Source organism: Rhizobium sp. SEMIA 4085 (assembly GCF_013004495.1).
In the GTDB taxonomy this organism is placed as follows: Bacteria; Pseudomonadota; Alphaproteobacteria; order Rhizobiales; family Rhizobiaceae; genus Rhizobium; species Rhizobium gallicum.
The window spans coordinates 1-22,587 of the sequence record NZ_JABEPH010000051.1 but is presented as its reverse complement, the minus strand read 5'-3'; the positions used below and the strand labels follow the sequence as shown (position 1 = coordinate 22,587).

Below are 22,587 nucleotides of genomic sequence, written 5' to 3'. Positions count from 1 at the left end.
CCGTGCCCGCCGCCGTGCCCTACGCAAACCACGCCTCGGGGGTGGGGGGCCCGGGGCGGAGTGCCGTCGGGACGGTGTCCCCCCCGGCGTGCAAGGATTTTGCTGTTCCCCCCCGCCCGGGGGGGAAGGAGGGGGTGGCCGTGGGGCGCCCCCCCAGCACCGCCGGCGCCGAGCAGGATGATCCATATCCAGGGCATGCCCGCCATGAAGAACATGCCACCCCACACGGCCGTCGTCAGGATCGTCTGGCCAAGGTCAGGTTGGGCGACCAGCAGAGCCGCGACCATCCCGAAGAGGATGATCGCAAAGAGGTTGCCCGGGATTTCCGGCTGCCGTGCATGCTCTGCAAAAAGCCAAGCACAGACGACGACGAAGGCGGGCTTCATGAATTCCGACGGCTGGACCGAGATGCCGGCAAGCGTCACCCAGCGTCGGGAGCCTTTGACCTCGATGCCGAAGAAAAGTGCCAGGACCATCATGGCGAGCGAGATGACAAGCAGTAGGATGGCGGTCCGTCGCACCTGCCGCGGCGTCAGAAAGGAAAGCCCGATCATGACGGCGATCGAGGGGATCATGAAAGCCGCGTGGCGTTTCACAAAATGGAACGGCTCGAGCCCGATGCGCTCGGCAACCGCGGGCGAGGCCGCAAAGGAGAGCATGAAGCCGACGCCCATCAGGAAGATGAACATCGCCAGAAAAAAGCGGTCGATGGTCCAAAACCAATCGGCCAAAGGCCCACGTTCCGCACGGCTCACCATGTCATTTATCTCCTGTTGCCGAATCGACCAGCATGGTCACTCCGTCGAGCGCTGCCACATGGCTGACAAATGCATCGCCCCTGACTTCGAAGTTCTTGTACTGGTCGAAGCTTGCGCAAGCCGGGGATAACATCACCGCGGATGGACCAGTGTCATCTTTTTCCGCATCGGCTGCGGCATGGGCAACCGCGCGATCCAGCCTCCCCGAAATCTCGTAGGGCACCGCCTCGCCGAGCGTCGCGGCAAATTCTGCCGCCGCTTCGCCGATCAAATAGGCCTTGGCGATGCGCGGGAAGAACGGGGCAAGCGTCGTGATACCTCCCGCCTTCGGCAGACCACCGGCGATCCAGTAGATGCGATCGTAGCTGGAAAGCGCGGGCGCTGCGGCGTCTGCGTTAGTCGCTTTCGAATCGTTGACAAAGACGACTTTGCCGCGTGTCCCGATCGGCTGCATCCGATGTTTGAGGCCGGGGAAGGAGGCAAGCCCGGTGCGAATTTCTTCGGCCGAAACGCCGACGGCAAGGCAGGCGGCGACCGCTGCAGCGGCATTCTGAGCATTGTGGCCGCCGCGTAGCGTCTGGATGCCGTCGAGATCGGCAAGCGGCAGAGCCGCAGCCGAAGAAGCCTGCATGAGCTTCGTACCCTCGGCATAGATTCCATCGGCCAGCGGATGGCGGCGCGATATGCGGACCACCTTCGTTCCTGCCCGCTCGACGCGATCAGCGATCATTTCGCAATGACTGTCATCGACGCCAACGATAGCGGTGCCGCTGCCGGCAACCAAACGCTCCTTGATGCCGGCATAGTGCTGTATCGTGCCGTGACGATCGAGATGATCAGGCGTCAGGTTGAGCAGGATACCTGCCGAGGGATTGAGCGTCGGCGCCAGATCGATCTGGTAGGAGGAGCACTCGACGACATAGTAGCGTCCGGCCTTCGGCGGATCGAGCGTCAGCACGGCCGTTCCGATGTTGCCGCCAAGCTGCGTGTCGCGGCCGCTGGATTTCAGGATATGAGCAATCAGCGCGGTCGTCGTCGACTTGCCGTTCGTGCCTGTGATGGCGATGAACGGGCAATCGGGCGCATGCGCCCGGCGCTCGCGCACGAAGAGTTCGACATCGCCAACGATATCGACACCGGCGGCGCGGGCGAGATCGACAGTCCAATGCGGTTTCGGATGCGTGAGCGGCACACCCGGCGACAGAACGAAGAGCGACTGAACGCTCCAATCGATGATTCGCAGGTCCGCGGTATGGATACCCTCGGCGGCCGCCTTGATGACACTGTCCGGATTATCGTCCCAGGCCGTGACATGGGCGCCGCCCAGAATAAGCGCGCGGGCCGTTGCAAATCCGGACCCGCCAAGCCCGAATAGCGCGACCTTCTTTCCTGCAAACGTCGTGACAGGAATCATGTCCGCCTCACCGCAGCTTGAGGGTCGAAAGCCCAAGCATCGCAAGGCCGACGGCGATGATCCAGAAGCGGATCACCACTTGGCTTTCGGTCCAGCCCTTCTTCTCGAAATGGTGATGGATCGGCGCCATCAAGAAGACGCGGCGCCCGGTCATCTTGAAGAAGCCGACCTGGATGATGACCGAGAGCGTTTCTGCAACGAAGAGACCGCCGATGATTGCCATGACGATCTCGTGCTTGGTCGCGACCGCAACGGTGCCGATGGTGCCGCCGAGCGCCAACGAACCCGTATCGCCCATGAAGATTGCGGCGGGCGGCGCGTTGAACCAGAGGAAGCCGAGGCCTGCACCGATGACTGCGCCGAGCACCACGGCAAGTTCGCCCGTGCCGGGCACGAAGTTGATCTGCAGGTAGTTCGCAAAGACTGCGTTACCGGCAAGATAGGCAATGATACCGAAGGATGCGGCAGCGATCATCACCGGAACGATCGCCAGACCATCGAGACCGTCCGTCAGGTTGACGGCGTTGCCCGCCGAAACGATGACGAAGCCACCGAAGGCCACGAACACGATGCCGAGATTGATCAGGAAATCCTTGAAGAACGGGAATGCGACCGAGGAGCCGAAGGTCGAGCCTGCGGTACCGGAGGCAAGCGCGGTGCGCATCATGAAATAGACGGCGATGCCGGCAATCACAAACTCTATGCCGAGACGCGCCTTGCCCGAGAACCCCTTATCACTCTGCTTCGTGACCTTGAGATAGTCGTCGTAAAAGCCGATCGCGCCGAAGCCGAGGGTGACGAGCAGCGTCGCGACAACATAGACGTTGGAAAGGTCGGCCCACAGAAGCGAGGCGCCGACGATGCCCGCGAGGATCATCAGCCCGCCCATGGTCGGCGTGCCGGCCTTCTTGAAATGCGTCTGCGGCCCGTCGGCGCGGATCGGCTGGCCCTTTCCCTGGCGGATTCGGAGCGAGTTGATGATCATCGGCCCGAAGAGGAAGACGATCAGTGCGGACGTGAAGAGAGAGGCGCCTGTACGGAAGGTAATGTATCTGAACAAGTTCAGAAATTTCAGTTGGTCCGACAGTTCGACTAGCCAAATCAGCATTCGAGGCCCCTTGTTTACCCGGTCAAAGTTCGCGTTGCGTGTCTACAAATGGCGCAAACCTGTCAAGGATCGCAGCGACAATCTTGCCGAAGCCTATCCCCAAGGACGATTTCACCATCAACACGTCGCCGGGCGCGACCGAGTTCAATACATATTCCGTGAGTTCTTCCGTCTTCTCGCGGTATTCGACCTGCACGCTGTCGGGAAGCGATTCCTTCAGCGCCAGCATGTCCTTGCCCGCAAGCCAGACATGTTCGATGCCGGCCGCAAGCAGCGGGCCGGAAAGGTCGGAATGAACCTTTTGCGCGTATTCGCCCATTTCCAGCATGTCGCCGAGCACGGCGATGCGGCGCCCGCGGCCTGCCGGACCGGCTGTGGCAAGCAGCGCGATGGCCGCGCGCATCGAGGCGGGGTTGGCGTTGTAGCTTTCGTCGATCAGTGTGAAGCTACCGTTTCCGACCGACAACTTGTGGCGGCGGCCCCTGCCCTTTTCGGGCTGCAGGGAGGCCAGCGCTGCGATCGCCTTGTCGAGGTCCGCGTTGACGAGCGTGACGATGCCGAGAGCTGCCAGCGCATTTTCCGCAATGTGCCGTCCGGGCGCGCCGATCGCCACTTCGAACGTGTCGCCGTCGATCGTCAGCCAGAGCGCCGAGCTTTCATCCGAACCGTTGAATTCCGCAAGGCGGAACTCGGCCTTCGCGTGCTGGCCGAAGGAATGGATATTCTCGATGCCGAGCGACTGCGCCGTCCGTTCGAGGAAATTGTATTGGTCGCTGTCGCGGTTGAGCACGACATGCCCGCCGCGCACCAAGCCTTCGAAAACCTCCGCCTTCGCCGCGGCGATTTCCTTGATACTCTTGAAATTGCCGAGATGCGCGGGAGCGATCGTCGTGACGACGGCGACATGCGGCCGGATCATCTTCACAAGCGGCCGGATTTCGCCCGGGTGGTTCATGCCGACTTCAAAGACGCCGAAGTGCGTGTCGAGCGGCATGCGTGCCAGTGTCAGCGGCACGCCCCAATGGTTGTTGAAGGAGGCGACGGAGGCGTGCACCTTGCCGGACGGAGAAAGCACGTGGCGAAGCATCTCCTTGGTCGTCGTCTTGCCGACCGAGCCCGTCACCGCAATGATCTGAGCCCGAGAGCGCTGACGCGACGCGACGGCAAGCCGACCGAGGGCGGCGAGCACATCGTCGACGACGATCATCGGAACAGTCAATCTGCCGAGCCCCGGAAGGCGGGCTTCGCTGACGACAAGAAGTGCAGCACCGTTCGCCATCGCCATCGAGGCGAAGTCATGGCCGTCGACCCGGTCGCCCTTGATGGCGAAGAAGGCTTCGCCGGTACCGATCGAGCGGCTGTCGATGGAAATGCCGGTGATGCCTTCAGGAAGCGTGCCGAACGGGCGGCCCGCCATGGCGGCAATCATGTCATCGGTGGTCCAAAGCCAGTTCACGATTTCAGCTCCTCCAAAGCTTCGCGCACTTCGGCGTGGTCCGAGAATGGCAGCGTCACACTCCCGATGGTCTGCCCTTCTTCATGCCCCTTGCCTGCAACGATGAGTGTGTCGCCGGATTTCAGCATGCCGACGGCCTCGTAGATCGCCTCCGAACGGTCGCCGATCTCGGTAGCGCATGGCGCCGCAGCCATGATCTCGGCTCGGATCGAGGCCGGCTCCTCGGAACGCGGATTGTCGTCCGTGACGATTACCACATCGGCCAGGCGGCAGGCGATCTCGCCCATGATCGGACGCTTGCCCCGGTCGCGGTCGCCACCGCAGCCGAAGACAAGGATCACGCGCCCGGTCGTGAAGGGACGCACGGAATTCAGTACATTTTCAAGCGCATCTGGCTTGTGCGCGTAATCGACATAAGCAAGCGCGCCATCCCTCGTATGGGCAACGAGTTCGAGACGCCCCGAGGCGCCCTGCAGCTTTTCAAGCGCGGCCATCGCGATCTTGGCTGGAACGCCGGTGGACATGGCAAGCGCCGCGGCAACCAGCCCATTAGCGACCTGAAAATCGCCGGCGAGCGGAATATCGACCTCGAAAATCTCGTCACCGCAATGAACTTCGGCGATCTGCTTGTGACGGAAGTGCTCGACCCGCTTCAGCGCCAGGTAGTCCCCTTTGCGGCCGACGGTGCGGACATCGTGGCCCGCATCCTTCGCCGCCTTGATCGCCTGCTCGGACCAGGCATCGTCGGCGAAGATGATGGCAGGCGAACCCTTTGGCAGCAACGTATCGAAAAGCCGCATCTTGGCGGCCATGTAGCTTTCGACGGTCGGATGATAATCCATGTGATCGCGGCCGAGATTGGTGAAGGCGGCAGCCGAAAGCTTCACACCATCCAGACGGCACTGGTCGAGGCCGTGGCTCGATGCCTCCATCGAAGCGTGCGTGACGCCCTCGTCAGCGAGATCGGCCAGCAGCTTGTGCAGCGAAACCGGATCGGGGGTCGTCAGCGAGCCGTATTCGTTGCGCATCGGCGAAACGACGCCGGTCGTGCCGATCATGGCTGCCGGATGTCCGGCATAGGCCCAGATCTGGCGGGTGAAGGAAGCGACGGAGGTCTTGCCCGCCGTGCCGGTTACGGCAACCATCGTCTGAGGCTGCCTGCCATAGAAATGCGATGCGGCGACGGAGAGAAAACGGCGCGGTTCCTTGACCGCCAGGACAGGAATGGGAGCCTCGACGGCTTGAGTCGACACGGCAAGGGTCGCGCCATGTTTGGCGGCATCGGCGATATAGACCGCGCCGTCCGCCTTCGAGCCAGCCACCGCAATGAACGCCATTCCGGCTTCGATCTTGCGGCTATCGGCTGAAAGCCCGGAGATCTCCAGCCCGCCCACCGGCCCTTCGAGTTGCTCCTTGATTTCCGGAAACGCGCTTCCGGCTATGTCCCGCAGTTTCATCGAATGTCTTTTCTTTCTCACGCCGCCCACCCCACGCGAATCGGCGCTGGTATTCATTCACACTCAATAAGACACCAGCAAGGCCGATCCGTCTTGGCCAAACTGCGGTTCGATACCGAGGATGGGTGCGGCACGCCGGATGATGTTCTTGACCATCGGCGCAGCCGTGTAGGCAGCGATGTTCTGGCCCTTTTCGCCGTTATGTGGTTCGTCGCAGAAGGTCAGCACGACATATTGTGGATTATCGATCGGGAACGCCGCGATGAAAGCGTTGAAGTTCAAGTCATTCGCGTAGCGGCCGTTGACGACCTTGTCGGCCGTGCCCGTCTTGCCGCCAACGTTGAAGCCCGGCACGTCGGCGTTGCGTCCCGAACCTTTGAGGCCGTTCAGCTTGAACAGATAGCGGATTTCGTCGCTGGTGCTCTTCTTGACGACGACCTCGGCCGTCTCGTCTGCCTGGTCACGGGTACGCGGCAGGAAGGTCGGCTCGATGAGCTTGCCGCCGTTGACGAGGGCTGCGCCGGCAACGGCCGTCTGCAGCGGTGTCGTCGAGACGCCATGGCCGAAAGAGATCGTGATCGAGTTAATCTTCTTCCAGACCTTCGGCTGGCTCGGCATCTTCACTTCCGGTAGTTCCGTCCGCATCTTCGTCAGCAGCCCAAAGCGCGTCAGATAGTCCTTCTGCAGGTCCATGCCGACGATATCGATCATCTTCGCCGTTCCGATGTTCGACGAATATTCAAAGATTTCCGGCACGGTCAGCCAGCGGCGCTGACCGTGGAAATCGTTGATCGTAAAGCCGCCGATGCGGATCGGGCGGCTCGCATCGAAGCTGTCGTTAATGCTGACCTTGCCGCTGTCGAGCGCCATGGCCGTGCTGAAGGTCTTGAAGGTCGAGCCCATTTCGAACGTGCCGTTCGACATGCGGTTCAGCCAGCCTTCCTTGGCGCCCTCTTCCGGATTGTTCGGGTCGAAGTCCGGCGCTGAGGCCATGCCGAGCACTTCGCCGGTATGAATATTAAGGACGACCGCGCCCGCGCCCTTGGCTTCGTAGTTGGTGACCGCGTTTATCACGACGTCGCGCACGATGTTCTGGACGCGCAGGTCGATCGAGAGCTTGACCGGCTCGAGCGGTTGATCGCTGGTCATTCCCACCGATGCCAGGTCGGCAAGGCCCTGGTCGTCGATGTATTTTTCCATGCCCGCGACGCCGCGGTTGTCGATGTTGACGTAACCGAGAATATGCGAGGCCGTCGGACCACCCGGGTAGAAGCGACGCTTTTCCGGACGGAAACCGATACCGGGAATGCCGAGCGCCAGAATCTGGCTCTGCTGCTTCGGGGTCAACTGGCGGCGAAGCCACGCGAAATGCGAACTCTTGACCGAGAGCTTCTTGTAAGTGCCCCTCACGTCGAGATCGGGCAGGACCGTCGCAAGCTTCTCGATTGCCTCATCGGCATCGACGATCTTGTTGGGCTCGGCAAAAAGGGAAACCGTGCGGATGTCGGTCGCCAGCACTTCGCCGTTGCGATCGAGGATGTCGGGCCGCGACGCCATCAGGCGGTCCGGTGGCAGAATGCTGGAAACGACTTCCGGATCCTTCATCCCATATTCGACCAGGCGGCCGCCGATGACGCCGTAAAGCGCGGTGAACCCGAGGATCAGCAGGCCGACGCGGCTTTTGGCCTGACCGGACTTTTTCTTGCGCGAACCTTCAAGCGGCAAGCTGCCCGAGGGGCCACCAAAGCGGTTGTAGACACCGGAGGAGAAATGCGCCTGGCTTTTCAGGACCATGATGCGAGAGAGAAACGACATGGCTACTCCACAGATCCCGTTGACATCAGATCCTCTTCTTCCGCCCGCGGTGCCGGAGTGGGAACCGGCTGGGCCTTGGCAGCAACGGCCCTACCTGCGCTTGCACCAGGCTTCTGGCCGTTCTTCGCCTCGGTGATTTCCGGAACCGGGACCTGCGATTTCAACATCGGCAATTCGCGCATATGGACGAGCGCGGTGGAGTCCGTCGGCTGCAACTTCAGTTCGCCATTATAGGTATTCACCAGCCGCTCCAGCCGGTTCGGCTGCGATTGCAGCGCCCAATCGGCCTTGAGCAGATCGATCGTATCCTTTTCGAGCTTGATCTCGGCTTCGAGGCGATGAACCTCTTCGAGCTTCAATTCTGCGCGGTGCTTGATTGTATAGGTCACGGTGGCCGCTGCCGTCATGACACAGATGAGCACAAAGTCGAGCGTTCTCAGCATATCAACCCCCAAGCTTTTCGAGGCTGGCAAGACTGGGCAATCCGAAGATCGAGATATCCCCAGCTTCGGCCGGCGCATTGGTACGCGTGCCGGCCCGCAGCTTGGCCGAACGCGCCCGCGGATTGGCCTCAGCTTCAGCCTTGCCTGCAGCAATCATGGATTTACCGATTGGTTCGAAGGTCGCCGCACGCTCGTGGGCGATCGGCAGATGGCGCGAGCCTGAAGCTTTGCCCGCGCGGTCGGAGAAGAATTTCTTGACGATACGGTCTTCCAGCGAATGGAAGGTGACGACCACGAGACGGCCGCCGGGCTTCAAGACGCGCTCGGCGGCAAAGAGCGCCTGACCGAGCTCGCCAAGCTCGTCGTTGACGAAGATGCGAAGCGCCTGGAAAACGCGGGTCGCCGGATGAATCTTGTCCTTCATCTTGCGCGGCGTCACCACCTCGATGAGCCCGGCGAGATCGCGCGTCGTTTCGAACGGCTTTTCGGCCCGGCGCTTCTCGATGGCATGCGCGATACGCGGCGCCTGATCTTCTTCACCGAGGAAATGGAAGATGCGGATGAGTTCGGCGACCTTTGCGCGATTGACGACGTCGGCGGCAGAAACGCCGGAAGCAGACATGCGCATGTCGAGCGGACCGCTCTTCTGGAAGGAGAAACCGCGCGCAGCCTCATCGATCTGCATCGAGGAAACACCAATATCGAGCACGACGCCGTCGAGTCCACTCTCAGGCGCATGATCGGCCAGGCTGGAAAACTGCGAATGCGTGAGCTTCAGGCGGCCACCATAGGCTGCAACCATGTCCTGCCCGGCCGCAATTGCCGTCGGATCCCGATCCAGCGCGATCACATCGGCGCCGGCATCGAGGATGGCCGATGTGTAGCCACCGGCACCAAAGGTTCCATCGAGAATTATTTTGCCGGAAGCCGGCTGAAGTGCTGAAAGCACTTCGGCAAGAAGAACCGGAATGTGGCGAACCGGTCCGCCACCGGCATCAGTTGAACCTCCGCCAGGATTCGCCGCCATTCCGTACCCTCGTTCTATCCGGAGCGCCTGCCCGCCAGCCTGCGCTCCCCTCGTGCCTGTATCTGGGCCGCCTGGAATGCCTGCGGCTGCCAGATCTGAAAATGGTCCGCCCGACCGACGAAGGCCACCTCGTCCGAGATGCCGGTAAAGTCGCGGATGAAGTCCGTGACCATCAGCCGCCCCTCGGCGTCGAGCTTCATGAAGACCCCGCCCCCATGAATAAGAAGCGACATCTCGTTCGCATCCGGCGAAAACGGATCCTCCGCAGCTATCTGCCGCTCGAACCTTTCGAGAAGATCCGGGCCGCCGACGCTGATCGCCGGAAACACAAAGTCCTGAAAGCAATAGAGCTCCTGGACGTTGCGCTGCGCCAGAACGGAGCGAAAGGCCGCAGGCACGGAAACCCTGCCCTTGGAATCGATCCGGTTGGTCGCACTCGAAAGGAAGCGGCTCATGACACGAAACATCCGTTCCCGAAAGAGCCCGGGCAGAATACTGATGCCCAAAACCCTCAAATTCAGACACAGCTTCGCCAGCCGGATGAACGAAAATCCATCCGGCGCCTCCGGAAAGGAAGACGCCTTGGCTTTGCGATTGATGGGCGTTTGATTGCCCTCGTGCAGTGCATTTATGGGATAGCATGGGACCATATGGGCGTCAATGGGAAACGCCCGTCTCGCGATGAGCGCAGTATCGAAAATTTATAAGCTGTTAAGTTTAACAAAGGGTTAGGATCGACACTTCCGCTCGCCCCAGAAAGCATCGATGAGAAAAGGAAACCGCACGACTGCACATGCGCCGCATGCGCAAAAATCGCGAACAATCAGAGGATTACGGATCGGCGCCCCGAAATCCGACGCCACAGAAGGTAATCGCCAGTTGGCCTGTAAGCCGGGTTCTGTATGGCTCCGGCCGAAACCGGAACGTGGCAGCCATTCCTCTGGGACAGCGCTTGCACGCTGCCTCACGCAACCCACCCGGATGACTGACCCGGAAACCGGCCGACGGGCTTTCGCCCGCCACGTCATCCCTATTCGGTCTTGCTCCCGGTGGGGTTTACCGTGCCGTCGCCGTTGCCGGAGACGCGGTGGGCTCTTACCCCACCCTTTCACCCTTACCTGCGCAAGCGCAGGCGGTTTGCTTTCTGTGGCACTTTCCCTGAGGTCGCCCTCGCCGGACGTTATCCGGCACCGTATTTCCGTGGAGCCCGGACTTTCCTCACCTTACCGCCTTTCGACATTGGTAAAGCGCGGCTGCCCGGCCAACTGGCAGAGCTCAAATAGCCGAGAGTGCCGCCAATTGCCACTGGAAATATACGGATCACATTACCGGAAAGAAGGTTTGAAATCCGTAGCGTAGCCCTGATCCCCGATTTCACCCTTAAACAACACCTCAGCCCCAAGACGGCCGATCTCGTCGGAACTCTTCGCCGAAGTGCCGGCGCAGCCGGTCAGCACCGCAAACCGTGGAGACGAAGTATAGCCGATCATCGGATAACGGCTCTTCGTATGCGAGACGGCGCAGGCCGCCGTCGAAACGGAAAGCGGCCGCAGATCCGGAACAAGACGGCGGGCAATCGCCATGAGATGGTCGCGCACCGCCGGCCGGCCGTCGCTCCGGAACCAGGCACGCAAATCCTTCTCGGTCTTCAGTAGGTAGTCATTGGGGTCGCCGCCGATCTTGAGATAGAATTTCAAGTCAGGATAGCGGATCGGAGGCAGCAGATAGATGTCGGTTTCCGGCGCCTCGACGATCAAGGACGGCATGGCGGCAAACTGTGCGGCCTGCGCCTCGCTCACTTCGAACAGCGTGACCGTCCGCCCATGAACCGACATATCAACCGATTGAGGCAACAGATTCTCGCCAATGGAAAAACCGCCTGCCGCAAGCAGCACTTTTTCCGCCGAGTAGACCTTGCCGCGCGAGGTCTCGACAGCCGCAAGCCCGCCCGCCTCGCGGATCGCCGTCACAGAGTCGCGAACGACTGTTGCACCCGCCTTTTCCGCAATGATCGACTGCGCCTTCACCAGTTTGCGCGGACTGATATGGCCGGCACCCTTTACCTGGAATACGCCCTCGCAGCCGCCCGGTAGGGCAAAGAAAGGAAACGCTGCTCTGAGGCTCGCCTCGTCGAGCAGCTTCGTTTCGACACCAATCGATGCAGCGGCTTTGATCGTGCTGACGATATAATCGCTCTGCGCCGGCGCCACGAAGGCGCAACCCGCTTCGGTGTAGAACGTGATGCCGCTCTCTGCTTCGATCTCAGCATAGCGGGCGATGGAACGATTGGCGAGCAGCGCCCAATCGCGATCCGGATCGACGGTCCGGGTGATGCGGCCCTCATCGTAATGGCTGGCGAAAACACCCTGATGCGCCTTGCGATTTTCCGGTTCGTCCGGACCGATCACGGCAACGCCGTCCGTCTGTCTCGCCAGATGCTTCGCCGCCGCCGCACCCATCATGCCGCGGCCGACGACGATATATTTGAAATCAGCCGCCATACCTCACCTCGCTTCGAGGTCAAATAGCACGGCGGCCGACGCGATTCATATTCTTAAATCGAGGTTTGCGCCGCGCTTGACATAAGAGTGAGCACTTTGCCGCAATAGGCCTTTGAGATCGGGTTCATCTTCCGTGCGCCGTGGCCGGCATTGTATTTGAGGATGGTGTTGCAGGTCTGCCCGCCGCCGAGTTCGTGGGCAGCCGCGAGATATTTCATCCCATATTTGATGTTCGTTTCCGGATCAAAGAGCCCTTTCTTCGTTCCCGAATAACCCATCATGCGCGCCGTTGCCGGCTTTATCTGCATGAGGCCGATCTCGCCTGCGCTGCCGCGTGCCTTCGGGTTGAAATTGCTCTCGACCCGGACGACGGCGTGGGCAAGCTCGACAGGCACGTCATATTGCTCGGCGTATTTGGCAATTAGAACGGAATATTTATTCGCTGTGAAATCCGGCATTGCATAACCGCTTTGGCGGTCGACGGTCTTGAAAAGGACCGTCTGGGTTTTCTCGTTGCCGTCATTGTTTTTATTACCTGCATCGCCAGCAAACGCGCAGCCGTACCCTGCCAGCAGCAGGCTTGCGCATGCCGCTGCACCAATAATCAAATGTCTCATGTAGTCTAGTTACTCCGACCCAAAGAATTACCAGACTGCGCGCCTCGCCGTCTTCCGGTTCCACGTGCCAAGGACTGGCAACGTTCCGCAGCAATTCTTATCGTTTCATTTTGACTCCCGCAGCTACACACAAAAACAGCCGCGAGCGCCGTTCAGCGACCGGGGTTAGACCATCGCAATGAGGAGATAATAGGGAAATGATGTGGCAGTGCAGCATTCAAGGTCGTTTGCGCAAAAAACGTTGCTTGAGCGTCACACAGACGTCATGAATAACGCGGCAGCGCAGAGAGCAGCCGGTGTAGCGTGTCGATCGTCGAAAAGTCGGCAATGCCGTCGACGCGCTCCTGGCGGAAATGACGCTGGAAGGCCTCCACGTCGCCCGCCGTCTTTTCGGAGAATTCACCTGTGATTTCCGTGGCATAACCGTAAAGCGAGAGCATCGACTGCAAGGCTTCCACCGGTTGGCCGCAGTCACCCCGCTGGAAGAAGCGCCCGCCGGTGATCGGCGCCGGTTCGACCCAGTGTCCTACCCCTGCGTGATGCAATTTTGCCCACGGAAATTTCTCGCCCGGATCGACCTTGCGAATCGGTGCAACGTCCGAGTGCGCGAGCACCCTTTCCGGTGCGATCGACCAACGTTTGCCGCAATCACGACACAATTCGATCACCGCCGCAATCTGCTCTTCAGGGAAGTCCGGTAGGCCGCCCGGATGCCCGGCATTGACAATTTCGATGCCGATGGATCGGGAATTGATATCTCCCTCGCCATGCCAGCTGCCCTTGCCGGCATGCCACGCCCGACGCGCCTCCGCAACGAGCTGAACGACATCGCCGTTCTCGTGGACGAAATAGTGGCAGGAGACCTGGCTCTCCTCGCGACAGAGCCAATCGAGCGCCGAGCCCGGCGTCGGCATGCCCGTGTAATGAAGGATGATCATATCCGGTTTGCGCCCGTCCGCACGCTCGCCATGGTTCGGCGACGGCTGCACGCAGGCCTTGCGATAGTCGGCCTCGAACGAGGTCATGCGGCGCGGCGTTCCTTCTCGATCGTCGCATAGGCATCGTTGAGGGCAGCCATGCGCTCGTTGGCGATCGCGTGGAACTCCCTGGGCACGCCGCGCGAAATCAGCCGGTCGGGATGGTTCTCGCTGACAAGGCCGTGATCGCGGCGGCGGATCGTCGGTTAATCGTCGGAAGGCGAAACCCCGAGGACCTTGTAGGGGTCCCGGCCGATCGAAACATGGCGCGCCGCGATCTGCTCGAAACGTTCTTCGCTCATCTCGAAGATCTGGCCGATATGACGGAGAAAATTCATCTCCTTCTCATGGACCGCCCCGTCCGCCTTGGCGATGTGGAAGAGGCCGTCGAGCACGTCTTCCAAAACAGCGCAATTGGAGGCGCAGCTGACGCACAGTGAGGAAAGCTTCGCAGCATAGGCCTCGTAACCGGCCACATCCTGGCGCGCGAGATTGTAGAGGCGGGCAACGTTCTTCGCCTGGTCCTGTGGAAAGAAGAAAATGTCGCGGAAAGCCCGGACTTCCTTCTCGCTGACGATCCCGTCGGCCTTCGCCATCTTGGCGGAAAGTGCGATGATGGCAACGGAGAACGCGACCTTGCGACGGGTCTCGGGATCACCCTCGAAAACCGTGCGGATCGCCTCGACGATCGCCGAGAGCAGGTTACCCGCAGCGTTGCCAACAGCATTCAACAGTTTTTCCCAGAAGGACATCGAAGTTTCTCGCATCGCAATATGAAAATACCTTGATCAAATAATCATAGCCATTGCAAGGCGGCGATTGGTCGTAGGATTGAAAACACTTTTCACAATTCGGTAATTGTAGCGCCTCTTATCAGGCGAGAAACGGCATTCGCATGCGCGCCAATATATGCCTTTCGGACATGCTCGCTGCCTCCTCGGGATTTTCCACAGGGCGTCTCAGAAAGCAAATCGGGGCTTGAAACGATTAGATGCGTCCTTCTTGCCACCTTTCTTGCCTTGCCCGCCGAAGCCGCGCATTTTTCGTAAATTCTTTGCTTTACAGGCCTCTTTCCCTGCCGCATCCATGCGTTAGGTAAGCTGCATGCGACTACCCGCACGAAGCACTCAAGGAGGGAAAATGGCCAAACAGAAAGTAGCAATGCTGACCGCCGGAGGCCTGGCTCCCTGTCTTTCCTCAGCCGTTGGCGGCCTCATCGAGCGCTACAGCGACGTCGCGCCGGATGCCGAGCTCATTGCCTATAAATCCGGCTATCAGGGTGTGCTGCTTGGCGACAGCATCCAGATCAACAAGGAAATGCGCCAAAAGGCGCCGCTTCTCCACCGCTTCGGCGGCTCGCCGATCGGCAACAGCCGCGTCAAGCTCACCAATGCCGCCGATTGCGTCAAGCGCGGCCTAGTCAAGGAAGGCGAGAATCCGCTTCGCGTCGCAGCCGAACGCCTTGCCGATGACGGCGTCACCATCCTTCACACCATCGGCGGCGACGATACCAACACGACTGCTGCCGATCTCGCAGCCTATCTCGCTGCCAATAATTACGACCTTACCGTCGTCGGCCTGCCGAAGACGGTCGACAACGACGTCGTGCCGATCCGCCAGTCTCTGGGCGCCTGGACGGCGGCTGAAGTCGGTGCGCATTTCTTCGACAATGTGAGCAACGAGCAGAGTGCGGCGCCTCGCACGCTCGTCATCCACGAGGTCATGGGCCGCCACTGCGGCTGGCTGACGGCGGCGACCGCCCGGGCCTATCTCAGCCGTACGAAGAACTACGAATATGTCGACGGGATGATGATGAATGCGGGCCTGAAAGGCATCAATGCCGTCTATCTGCCCGAAATGGCTTTTGATCTGCAGGCCGAAGCCGAACGCCTCAAGGATATCATGGACAAGACCGGCCATGCGACCGTCTTCGTCTCTGAAGGAGCCTGCCTCGATGCCATCGTCGCGGACCGCGAAGCCGCCGGCGAGACCATCAAACGCGATGCCTTCGGCCATGTGAAGATCGACACGATCAATGTCGGCGGCTGGTTCCAGAAGCAGTTCGCCAACCTCGTCAATGCCGAGCGTTCGCTGGTTCAGAAATCCGGCTATTTCGCCCGCTCCGCGCCCGCCAATGCCGACGACCTCCGCCTCATCCACAGCATGGTGGACCTGGCTGTGGAAAGCGCCCTCAACAAGGTCTCCGGCGTCACCGGCCATGACGAAGGACAGGACGGCAAATTGCGTACCATCGAGTTCCCCCGCATCAAGGGCGGCAAGGCCTTCGATCTTTCGACCAGATGGTTCGCCGAAGTGATGGATACGATCGGACAAAAATACCAGGAAGCATGATTGACGCAGCGCTAATATGGTGTCTTTGCTTGTTTCCTAGGGATTAGGAGGAGATTCCATGTCGCTCGAAGCCTGGCTCGCTTTTGCCGCCGCATCCGCCATCATGCTTGCCATTCCGGGGCCGACCATCCTGCTCGTCGTGTCCTATGCGCTTGGCCATGGACGAAGGACGGCGCTGGCGACGGTAAGCGGCGTGGCGCTCGGCGATTTCACGGCGATGACGGCGTCCCTCTTCGGCCTCGGTGCGGTTCTGGCCGCATCGGCAATGCTCTTCACGGTGCTGAAGTGGATCGGCGGCGCCTACCTCATCTGGCTAGGCATCAAGCTTTGGCGCGCGCCGCTCATCACCGAACCGGTCGCCGACAACGACAACCTGCCGGAAGAGAAGTCGCTGAAGATCTTCCTGCACGCCTATATCGTGACGGCGCTCAATCCGAAGAGCATCGTCTTTTTCGTCGCCTTCGTTCCGCAATTCCTCAACCCCGCAAAGCCCTTCTTCGAACAGATGGTCATCATGGAGCTGACCTTCCTCGTTCTCGCAGCGATCAATGCTTCGACTTACGCACTTCTTGCGAATGCCGCACGCGGCCTCATCCGCAAGGCCAGCGTACAGCGCGCCGTCAATCGCACCGGCGGGACATTATTGATCGCTGCAGGCGCCGTGACGGCCGGTTATCGCCGTATCGCCGCCTGACGATTTTCGCCGGGTTGCGGCGCAACTGCGAATAGGTTAATGGCAAATCAGGGTTCAGGGTCTCGATAACTTTTAAATGCTGCCAGGGCGGCGCGATTCACGAAAGTGACAGAATGGTAGCGAACGGATTTTCCGGCTTGAAACGCGGCCTTGTCGTGACGACAATGCTCTGCGGTATAGCCGGATGCTCGACGGTCGAGTACACGTCCCAGGCGGAATTGACCGCTGTGCAGAGCGTCGTTCCAACCCCGAAGCCTGGCGAAGGTGCGATGATGATGGCCGCCGTACCGGCCGCCGACGGCGCCAGCCGTCCCGAAACCGCATTCGCAGCTTCCAATCCGCAGGCGACACCCGCTTTGACCGCCGCCGCAACGGCAGTGCCGGCGACGGCAACGTCCGCCGATCGTGCCATGCAGCAGGCGATGACCGCGAGTGGCACACAGATTCCGCTGACGCCGGAAATGACCGCGATCCAGTCGGTCGTGCCGACCCCGCGTCCAGGCACTCCGGCATCGCCATCGAACCAGCTTGCCTTTGCAGCGACAGCGCCGCAGAGCGGCGCCCTGGCTGCCATCGCCTCCGTCGGCGCCACGCGGCGTTCAATGTCGGATTTCACCTTCGACGAGTCCGGTCCGATGGACCCGCCGGCTGCGCCGCCGATGTTCAGCGACAGCGACATTGATACGGCGCCGACCGTGGAAAAGAGCTTTATCAGCAAGCTGATCAGCAAATATTCGAAACTTTACGAAGTCCCCGAAACATTGATCCACCGCGTCGTACACCGAGAAAGCCGTTATAATCCAAAGGCTTACAACAAGCGCGGTTATTTCGGCTTGATGCAGATCAAATACAATACGGCCAAATCGATGGGCTATGACGGCGCGCCCACCGGTCTTCTCGACGCCGAAACCAACATCAAGTATGCCGCGAAATATCTGCGCGGCGCATGGCTCGTTTCCAACAACAAGGAAGAAGATGCCGTGAGGCTTTATGCGCGAGGCTATTATTACGATGCCAAGCGCAAAGGCATGACGAATATTGCCCAGGGCGACTACTAAGCTTTCGCCTGCACATACGCTCAACTGGCAGGCAGCGCGCCCAGCAGCTCTTTCAGCATGAGCTGCGGCTTGTAGCCGAGGCGGCCTGGCGTCAAGCCCATACGGACGAAGACCAGATCGGCGGACGGCACGATCGCCATGCTTTGCCCATCATGTCCTTCCAGCCAGAAGGTATCTTCCGGCAGCCCCGCTTCGGCGCTCGTATCTCCGCCGGGTGCTGCGAGCCATGCCTGACCTTGCGTATATTTACCGCCCGACGATTGCGTCGGCGTTCGCATCGTTCGGGCAAACCCCTCCGGCAACAGCCGTTGACCGTTCCAGACGCCGTCCTGAAGCAGGAATTGCCCGAAACGCGCCCAATCGCGCGCCGTCGCGTAGAGATAGGAACTGCCTGCAAAGGTGCCACGGGCATCGACCTCCAGCACCGCGCTCGACATGCCGAGCGGCTTGAAAAGTGCCTGCCTCGGATAAGAGAAGGCCTCTTTCTGGTCGCCTACCCCATCCATCCAGATTCGCGACAACAGGACCGCCGTACCGCTCGAATAACGGAAGCGTTCGCCGGGCTTTGCTTCGAACGGCGCATTGGCGGGCAACGAAACCATATTGGGGTCGAGATAGAGCATGCGCGTCACATCCGTGACATCGCCGTACTCCTCGTTGAAAGCGAGGCCGCTTTCCATGCCCAGCAGATCCCGGAGCCTGATCTGCGACCGTTCGTCATTCTTCCACTGCGGCAAAAGGTTGGTCGCGTCGAAATCCAACTTTCCATCGAGCATGGCGCGCCCGACGAGCGCCGCATTGACTGTCTTGGTCATCGACCAGCCAAGCAGAGGCGTTTTCGCATTAAAGCCTTCGCCGTAGCGCTCCGCCACGATCCGGTCCTTGTGCACGACGACCATTGCCCGCATTTGCGGACCGGCCAGCACGTCGTTTGCCAGCAGCGACGCTATCTCTCCGTCGTTAGCTTCAGCAACGCTTTCGCCTTCCGGCCATAATGCCGCGTTCTCCGAAACCATCTGCGGCGACGTATCCGAAGGTACAGCTTCGGCAGCAGCCTTGAAATTGCCGTCAGGCACGCTCGTGCAGCCGAACGCCCCCCGATAGAGCGCATATCCGGGTGCGAAGAGCCCAAGAATGCGCGCCGTCACATGACCCTGATCCCGATCGACCGAAACTCTCACCAATCGCAGCAGCGGATTGCCCGGCGCCTGTACGTCGTCGTAGAGCACCGCTTGCGGGTCGCGTCCTGCCAAAAAGACATTCGAGCAGACGATCTTCGCCGCATATCCGTCACCCACGCGCAACAGCTCCGGCGGATTGACGCAAAGCCATGTCCCGCCTCCGATGACGATGACGACGGAAGCCGCGGCGAGTGCCTTCACGATACGAAGAACAGATCGCATGTCATTGCCTCCACGAACACAGAGAAGCAGGAAATCTCCTCACAAAAAAGAGCACAAGAACGCGAGTGCCGTTTCCTGTCAGGCAATTCCTGTGGAAAGCGATACCCACAGTCTGCGTCATCAAACTGTAGCAGGGACGCGCTACACGCCCTGAACGCAAAAAGGGTGACAGACTCATATGACGGAATTTGCACCGGATACCGGCTTCCGCAAGAACCGGAAACTCAAGGACGCTCTTCTCCGCCACAAGGCATTTTCCAAGGACGGCTTTTCGGAACGGCTTTTCGGCCTGCTCTTTTCCGGCCTCGTCTATCCGCAGATCTGGGAGGATCCGGATCTCGACATGCAGGCGATGGAACTGCAGCCGCATCACCGCATCGTCACGATCGGCTCGGGCGGCTGCAACATGCTCGCCTATCTCTCCAAGGCGCCGGCCTCCGTCGACGTGGTCGACCTCAACCCGCACCATATCGCGCTCAACCGCCTGAAGCTTGCTGCCTTCAAGCATCTTCCCGACCATATCGACCTCGTGCGCTTCCTCGCCATGCCCAATGAGCGCTCGAACAGCCAGGCCTTCGACCACTTCCTGTCGTCCAGGCTCGATGAGACGACACGCGCCTATTGGAACGGCCGCAAGTTCGGCCGCCGCCGCGTCACCGTCTTCAACCGCAATTTCTACGAGACCGGCCTGCTCGGCCGCTTCATCGGCGCGGCCCATCTGCTCGCCCGCCTGCACGGCGTCGATCTCAAAGAGATGACGAAGACCCGCTCCATCCGCGAACAGCGCCAGTTCTTCGACGAGCAGGTTGCGCCCCTCTTCGAAAAGCCGGTGGTACGCTGGATTACAGGGCGCAAGAGCTCGCTTTTCGGTCTCGGCATTCCGCCGCAGCAATATGACGAGCTTGCCAGCCTCGCCGCCGATCAGTCGATCGCACCGGTGCTGAAGCATCGCCTCGAAAAGCTCGCCTGCCATTTTCCGATGAGCGAGAACTATTTCGCCTGGCAGGCTTTTGGTCGCCGGTATGCCTCCGAGGACGAAGGCCCGCTGCCGACCTATCTGAAGCGGGAGCACTACGAGGTGATCCGCGAAAATGTCGATCGCGTCAACGTCCATCACGCAAGCTTCACCGAGCTTCTCGCCAAGGAACCTGCCGCCTCTCGCGACCGTTATATCCTGCTCGACGCGCAGGACTGGATGACGGACCAGCAGCTGAACGAGCTCTGGGCGGAGATTACCCGCACCGCCCGCACCGGCGCCCGCGTCATCTTCCGCACGGCGGCCGAAAAAAGCGTCATCGAGGGCCGTCTTTCCCCGGCGCTCCGCGAACAATGGGAGTATTTCGAGGAGAAGTCCCAAGATATGACCGCACTCGACCGTTCGGCCATCTACGGCGGCTTCCACATCTACGGAAAAAAGGCGTGACCGAAATCCGCACCATCGTGGACGAAAAAACTGAAACGCATGCCAACCTTATGGACGGCATGTATCGCTACCAGCGCCATATCTATGACCTGACGCGCAAATACTACCTGCTCGGCCGCGACCGTACGATCCGCAACCTGGAGGTCCCGGAGGGCGGCACGCTGCTCGAAGTCGGCTGCGGCACCGGCCGCAACCTGGTGCTCGCACACCGGCTGTTTTCCGGCGCGAGGCTCTATGGCCTAGACATTTCGCAGGAAATGCTGATTTCGGCGCGTAAAACATTCGCCACGAAGGCCGCGGTTGCCGATTTTCGCGTTGCCGACGCAACCGCTTTCACGCCAAGGGACTTCGGTGTCAGCGGCTTCGACCGGATCCTCATTTCCTATGCGCTCTCGATGATTCCCGATTGGGAACGCGCCGTCGATGCCGCCATCGCCGCATTGAACCCCGGCGGGCAGGTGCACATCGTCGATTTTGGCCAGCAGGAGGGCCTGCCGGCCTGGTTCAGGGCGGTGCTGAAGTCATGGCTTGCAAAATTTCACGTCACGCCTCGCGCCGATCTGCGCGAGGTGCTGGAAGCGCAAGCCCATGATAACAACGCGAGATTGTCGTTCGAGACGATCGGCGGCGGCTATGCCTGGCGGGCAGCAATCATCGCCCGGCCTTCACAATTCACTTGAAACTAACCGATTTTTTACGTTGATATGTTGAAAGAGGGGGATTCCTCTACTGAAACTCGTCTTTCGAAGGTCAAGCTGTGGGGCAAGTCGATCATTCGGTCCACGACGGGACATTTATGCGCCGGATTTTGTTCTGTGTATTGCCATTGGCTATCATGTTGGCCGGCTGTACTTCATCGGGATATGATTATCTTGAGACCGCATCCATAAAGCCGAAGACCCGCTTCAAGGATACCGACCCGCAGGATTTCGGGGCGAAGCATCCGCATCGGAACGAGGTTCACGGCATCGACATCTCCAAGTGGCAGGGCGACATCGATTGGCAGTCGGTGAAGACTTCGGGCGTCGCTTTTGCCTTCATCAAGGCGACCGAGGGCAAGGATAGGTTCGACCCGCGCTTCAATGAATACTGGCAGCGCGCCCGCGCCGTCAGCATCCCCCATGCGCCCTATCACTTCTATTATTTCTGCTCGTCGGCCGACGAGCAGGCCGACTGGTTTATCCAGAACGTCCCGCGCGAATCGATGCGCCTGCCCCCGGTCCTGGACGTCGAGTGGAACGGCGAATCGAAGACCTGCCGCTTCCGCCCGGACCCGGCGACCGTGCGCGCTCAGATGCAGCGCTTCATGGACCGCCTCGAAGCCTATTACGGCAAGCGGCCGATCATCTATACATCGGTCGATTTCCACCGCGACAATCTGCAGGGTTATTTCCAGGACTATCACTTCTGGGTCCGCTCGGTGGCCGCGCACCCGGAAGTTACCTATGCCGACCGCCGCTGGGCCTTCTGGCAGTACACGTCGACCGGCGTGATTCCCGGCATCAAGGGCCCCGCGGACATCAATGTGTTTGCGGGCTCGTCAAAGAACTGGGCCAACTGGGTGGCATCCGTTTCTAAGGACAGAAATTCTTAGTAACGTCCGCCGATCTTTCTTGCTTCCGTCACATTCATCTGTGAAAGCAACGGACATATTTCGGGTATAAGGACGATCTCATGCACCGCTCGCTCGCAAGCCGCTCTGCACTTGCTCTTTTGTTTGCAATCACCGCGGCAACCACGGCATTGGCTCAGCAGCAGGCAATGGCTCCGGCGGCCTCCCCTCCACCGGCCGCAACGCCTCAGGCTCCTCCCGTGGCTTGCGCCGGCGCCCTTGCCGAATTTCTGGCTGGCGTGAAGGCCGATGCGATCGCCGCCGGCGCCTCCGCCGAAGCTGCCGACAAGGCGCTCGCCGGCGCGCAGATCGATCCCAAGGTTCTGAGCAGCGACCACGCGCACGTCTTCGTCAAGCAGACCTTCCTTGAGTTTACGCAGCGCACCTTCAGCCAGGCCCGTCTCGATATTGGCCGTCAGAAGCTGAAACAGTTCGCAGACGTCTTCGCCAGAGCCGAGCAGGACTATGGCGT

At 60.4% G+C, this 22,587-nt stretch carries 20 protein-coding genes, 1 other RNA gene and 1 pseudogene; 7 read left to right on the top strand and 15 right to left on the bottom strand.

Annotated elements, in window-relative coordinates; translation table 11 throughout:
• The 14 genes and pseudogenes from C9413_RS07935 to C9413_RS07870 all read right to left on the bottom strand — a co-directional run.
• Positions 1 to 758 (bottom strand): FtsW/RodA/SpoVE family cell cycle protein (locus tag C9413_RS07935; protein ID WP_246703713.1); only part of this gene is annotated, 758 nt, incomplete at its 3' end.
• Between the two features lies 1 nt (position 759).
• Positions 760 to 2,172: a UDP-N-acetylmuramoyl-L-alanine--D-glutamate ligase gene (gene murD, locus C9413_RS07930; protein WP_039845351.1), complete on the bottom strand. Its 1,413-nt coding sequence runs from the start codon at positions 2,170 to 2,172 to the stop codon at positions 760 to 762.
• A gap of 7 nt (positions 2,173 to 2,179) precedes the next feature.
• On the bottom strand, positions 2,180 to 3,280 hold the full coding sequence (mraY, locus tag C9413_RS07925) for a phospho-N-acetylmuramoyl-pentapeptide-transferase (protein ID WP_022714365.1): 1,101 nt from the start codon (positions 3,278 to 3,280) through the stop codon (positions 2,180 to 2,182).
• Positions 3,281 to 3,302: 22 nt separating this feature from the next.
• Complete coding sequence (locus C9413_RS07920) at positions 3,303 to 4,736, bottom strand: UDP-N-acetylmuramoylalanyl-D-glutamyl-2,6-diaminopimelate--D-alanyl-D-alanine ligase (RefSeq protein ID WP_039845352.1); 1,434 nt, start codon at positions 4,734 to 4,736, stop codon at positions 3,303 to 3,305.
• Positions 4,733 to 6,250: a UDP-N-acetylmuramoyl-L-alanyl-D-glutamate--2,6-diaminopimelate ligase gene (locus C9413_RS07915; protein ID WP_170250333.1), complete on the bottom strand. Its 1,518-nt coding sequence runs from the start codon at positions 6,248 to 6,250 to the stop codon at positions 4,733 to 4,735. The genes C9413_RS07920 and C9413_RS07915 overlap by 4 nt, the downstream gene beginning before the upstream one ends.
• A 6-nt stretch (positions 6,251 to 6,256) precedes the next feature.
• The gene (locus C9413_RS07910; protein WP_039845354.1) at positions 6,257 to 8,008 is read right to left on the bottom strand and encodes a penicillin-binding protein 2; all 1,752 of its coding nucleotides are present in this window, start codon (positions 8,006 to 8,008) and stop codon (positions 6,257 to 6,259) included.
• Positions 8,009 to 8,010: 2 nt separating this feature from the next.
• The gene (locus tag C9413_RS07905; protein ID WP_039845355.1) at positions 8,011 to 8,451 is read right to left on the bottom strand and encodes a hypothetical protein; all 441 of its coding nucleotides are present in this window, start codon (positions 8,449 to 8,451) and stop codon (positions 8,011 to 8,013) included.
• Position 8,452: 1 nt separating this feature from the next.
• Positions 8,453 to 9,478 carry a 16S rRNA (cytosine(1402)-N(4))-methyltransferase RsmH gene (rsmH, locus tag C9413_RS07900; RefSeq protein WP_039845356.1) on the bottom strand — a complete coding sequence of 342 codons (1,026 nt, stop codon included), beginning with the start codon at positions 9,476 to 9,478 and terminating at the stop codon, positions 8,453 to 8,455.
• A 14-nt stretch (positions 9,479 to 9,492) separates the two neighbouring features.
• Complete coding sequence (gene mraZ / locus C9413_RS07895; RefSeq protein WP_039846834.1) at positions 9,493 to 9,933, bottom strand: division/cell wall cluster transcriptional repressor MraZ; 441 nt, start codon at positions 9,931 to 9,933, stop codon at positions 9,493 to 9,495.
• Between the two features lie 416 nt (positions 9,934 to 10,349).
• Positions 10,350 to 10,747: RNase P RNA component class A (gene rnpB / locus C9413_RS07890), an RNA gene on the bottom strand.
• A gap of 56 nt (positions 10,748 to 10,803) precedes the next feature.
• Positions 10,804 to 11,979: an FAD-dependent oxidoreductase gene (locus tag C9413_RS07885; RefSeq protein ID WP_039845357.1), complete on the bottom strand. Its 1,176-nt coding sequence runs from the start codon at positions 11,977 to 11,979 to the stop codon at positions 10,804 to 10,806.
• Between the two features lie 53 nt (positions 11,980 to 12,032).
• A complete protein-coding gene (locus C9413_RS07880) occupies positions 12,033 to 12,596 on the bottom strand; it encodes a lytic transglycosylase domain-containing protein (protein WP_039845358.1) in 564 nt (187 codons plus the stop codon).
• A gap of 263 nt (positions 12,597 to 12,859) precedes the next feature.
• Positions 12,860 to 13,621: an N-acetylmuramoyl-L-alanine amidase gene (locus C9413_RS07875; RefSeq protein WP_039845359.1), complete on the bottom strand. Its 762-nt coding sequence runs from the start codon at positions 13,619 to 13,621 to the stop codon at positions 12,860 to 12,862.
• A pseudogene (locus C9413_RS07870) lies at positions 13,618 to 14,325 on the bottom strand (DnaJ family molecular chaperone). Before C9413_RS07870 ends, C9413_RS07875 begins: the two are co-directional and overlap by 4 nt.
• 388 nt (positions 14,326 to 14,713) lie before the next feature.
• Here C9413_RS07870 and C9413_RS07865 point away from each other — a divergent pair.
• The 3 genes from C9413_RS07865 to C9413_RS07855 all read left to right on the top strand — a co-directional run bounded on the left by C9413_RS07865 (position 14,714) and on the right by C9413_RS07855 (position 17,677).
• Positions 14,714 to 15,925, top strand: a complete 1,212-nt coding sequence (locus C9413_RS07865; protein ID WP_039845361.1) for a pyrophosphate--fructose-6-phosphate 1-phosphotransferase — start codon at positions 14,714 to 14,716, stop codon at positions 15,923 to 15,925.
• A 58-nt stretch (positions 15,926 to 15,983) separates the two neighbouring features.
• The gene (locus C9413_RS07860; protein ID WP_039845362.1) at positions 15,984 to 16,619 is read left to right on the top strand and encodes a LysE family translocator; all 636 of its coding nucleotides are present in this window, start codon (positions 15,984 to 15,986) and stop codon (positions 16,617 to 16,619) included.
• Between the two features lie 113 nt (positions 16,620 to 16,732).
• Positions 16,733 to 17,677 (top strand): lytic transglycosylase domain-containing protein, encoded by a 945-nt coding sequence (locus C9413_RS07855; RefSeq protein ID WP_039845363.1) that lies wholly within the window; start codon positions 16,733 to 16,735, stop codon positions 17,675 to 17,677.
• A gap of 20 nt (positions 17,678 to 17,697) precedes the next feature.
• Here C9413_RS07855 and C9413_RS07850 read toward each other — a convergent pair whose 3' ends face one another.
• Entirely contained in the window at positions 17,698 to 19,080 is a 1,383-nt protein-coding gene (locus C9413_RS07850; protein ID WP_039845364.1) for a serine hydrolase, read from the bottom strand.
• Positions 19,081 to 19,258: 178 nt separating this feature from the next.
• Between C9413_RS07850 and C9413_RS07845 the strand changes: the two genes are divergently transcribed.
• The 4 genes from C9413_RS07845 to C9413_RS07830 form a co-directional block, all read left to right on the top strand.
• A complete protein-coding gene (locus C9413_RS07845) occupies positions 19,259 to 20,503 on the top strand; it encodes a DUF3419 family protein (protein ID WP_039845365.1) in 1,245 nt (414 codons plus the stop codon).
• Positions 20,504 to 20,553: 50 nt separating this feature from the next.
• Complete coding sequence (locus C9413_RS07840) at positions 20,554 to 21,183, top strand: class I SAM-dependent methyltransferase (RefSeq protein WP_170250334.1); 630 nt, start codon at positions 20,554 to 20,556, stop codon at positions 21,181 to 21,183.
• 116 nt (positions 21,184 to 21,299) lie between these two features.
• Positions 21,300 to 22,097, top strand: coding sequence for a GH25 family lysozyme (locus C9413_RS07835; protein WP_039845367.1), 798 nt, complete (start codon positions 21,300 to 21,302; stop codon positions 22,095 to 22,097).
• Positions 22,098 to 22,177: 80 nt separating this feature from the next.
• Positions 22,178 to 22,587, top strand: a 410-nt coding sequence (locus C9413_RS07830) for a lytic murein transglycosylase (RefSeq protein WP_170250331.1), incomplete at its 3' end; no start/stop codon positions are given.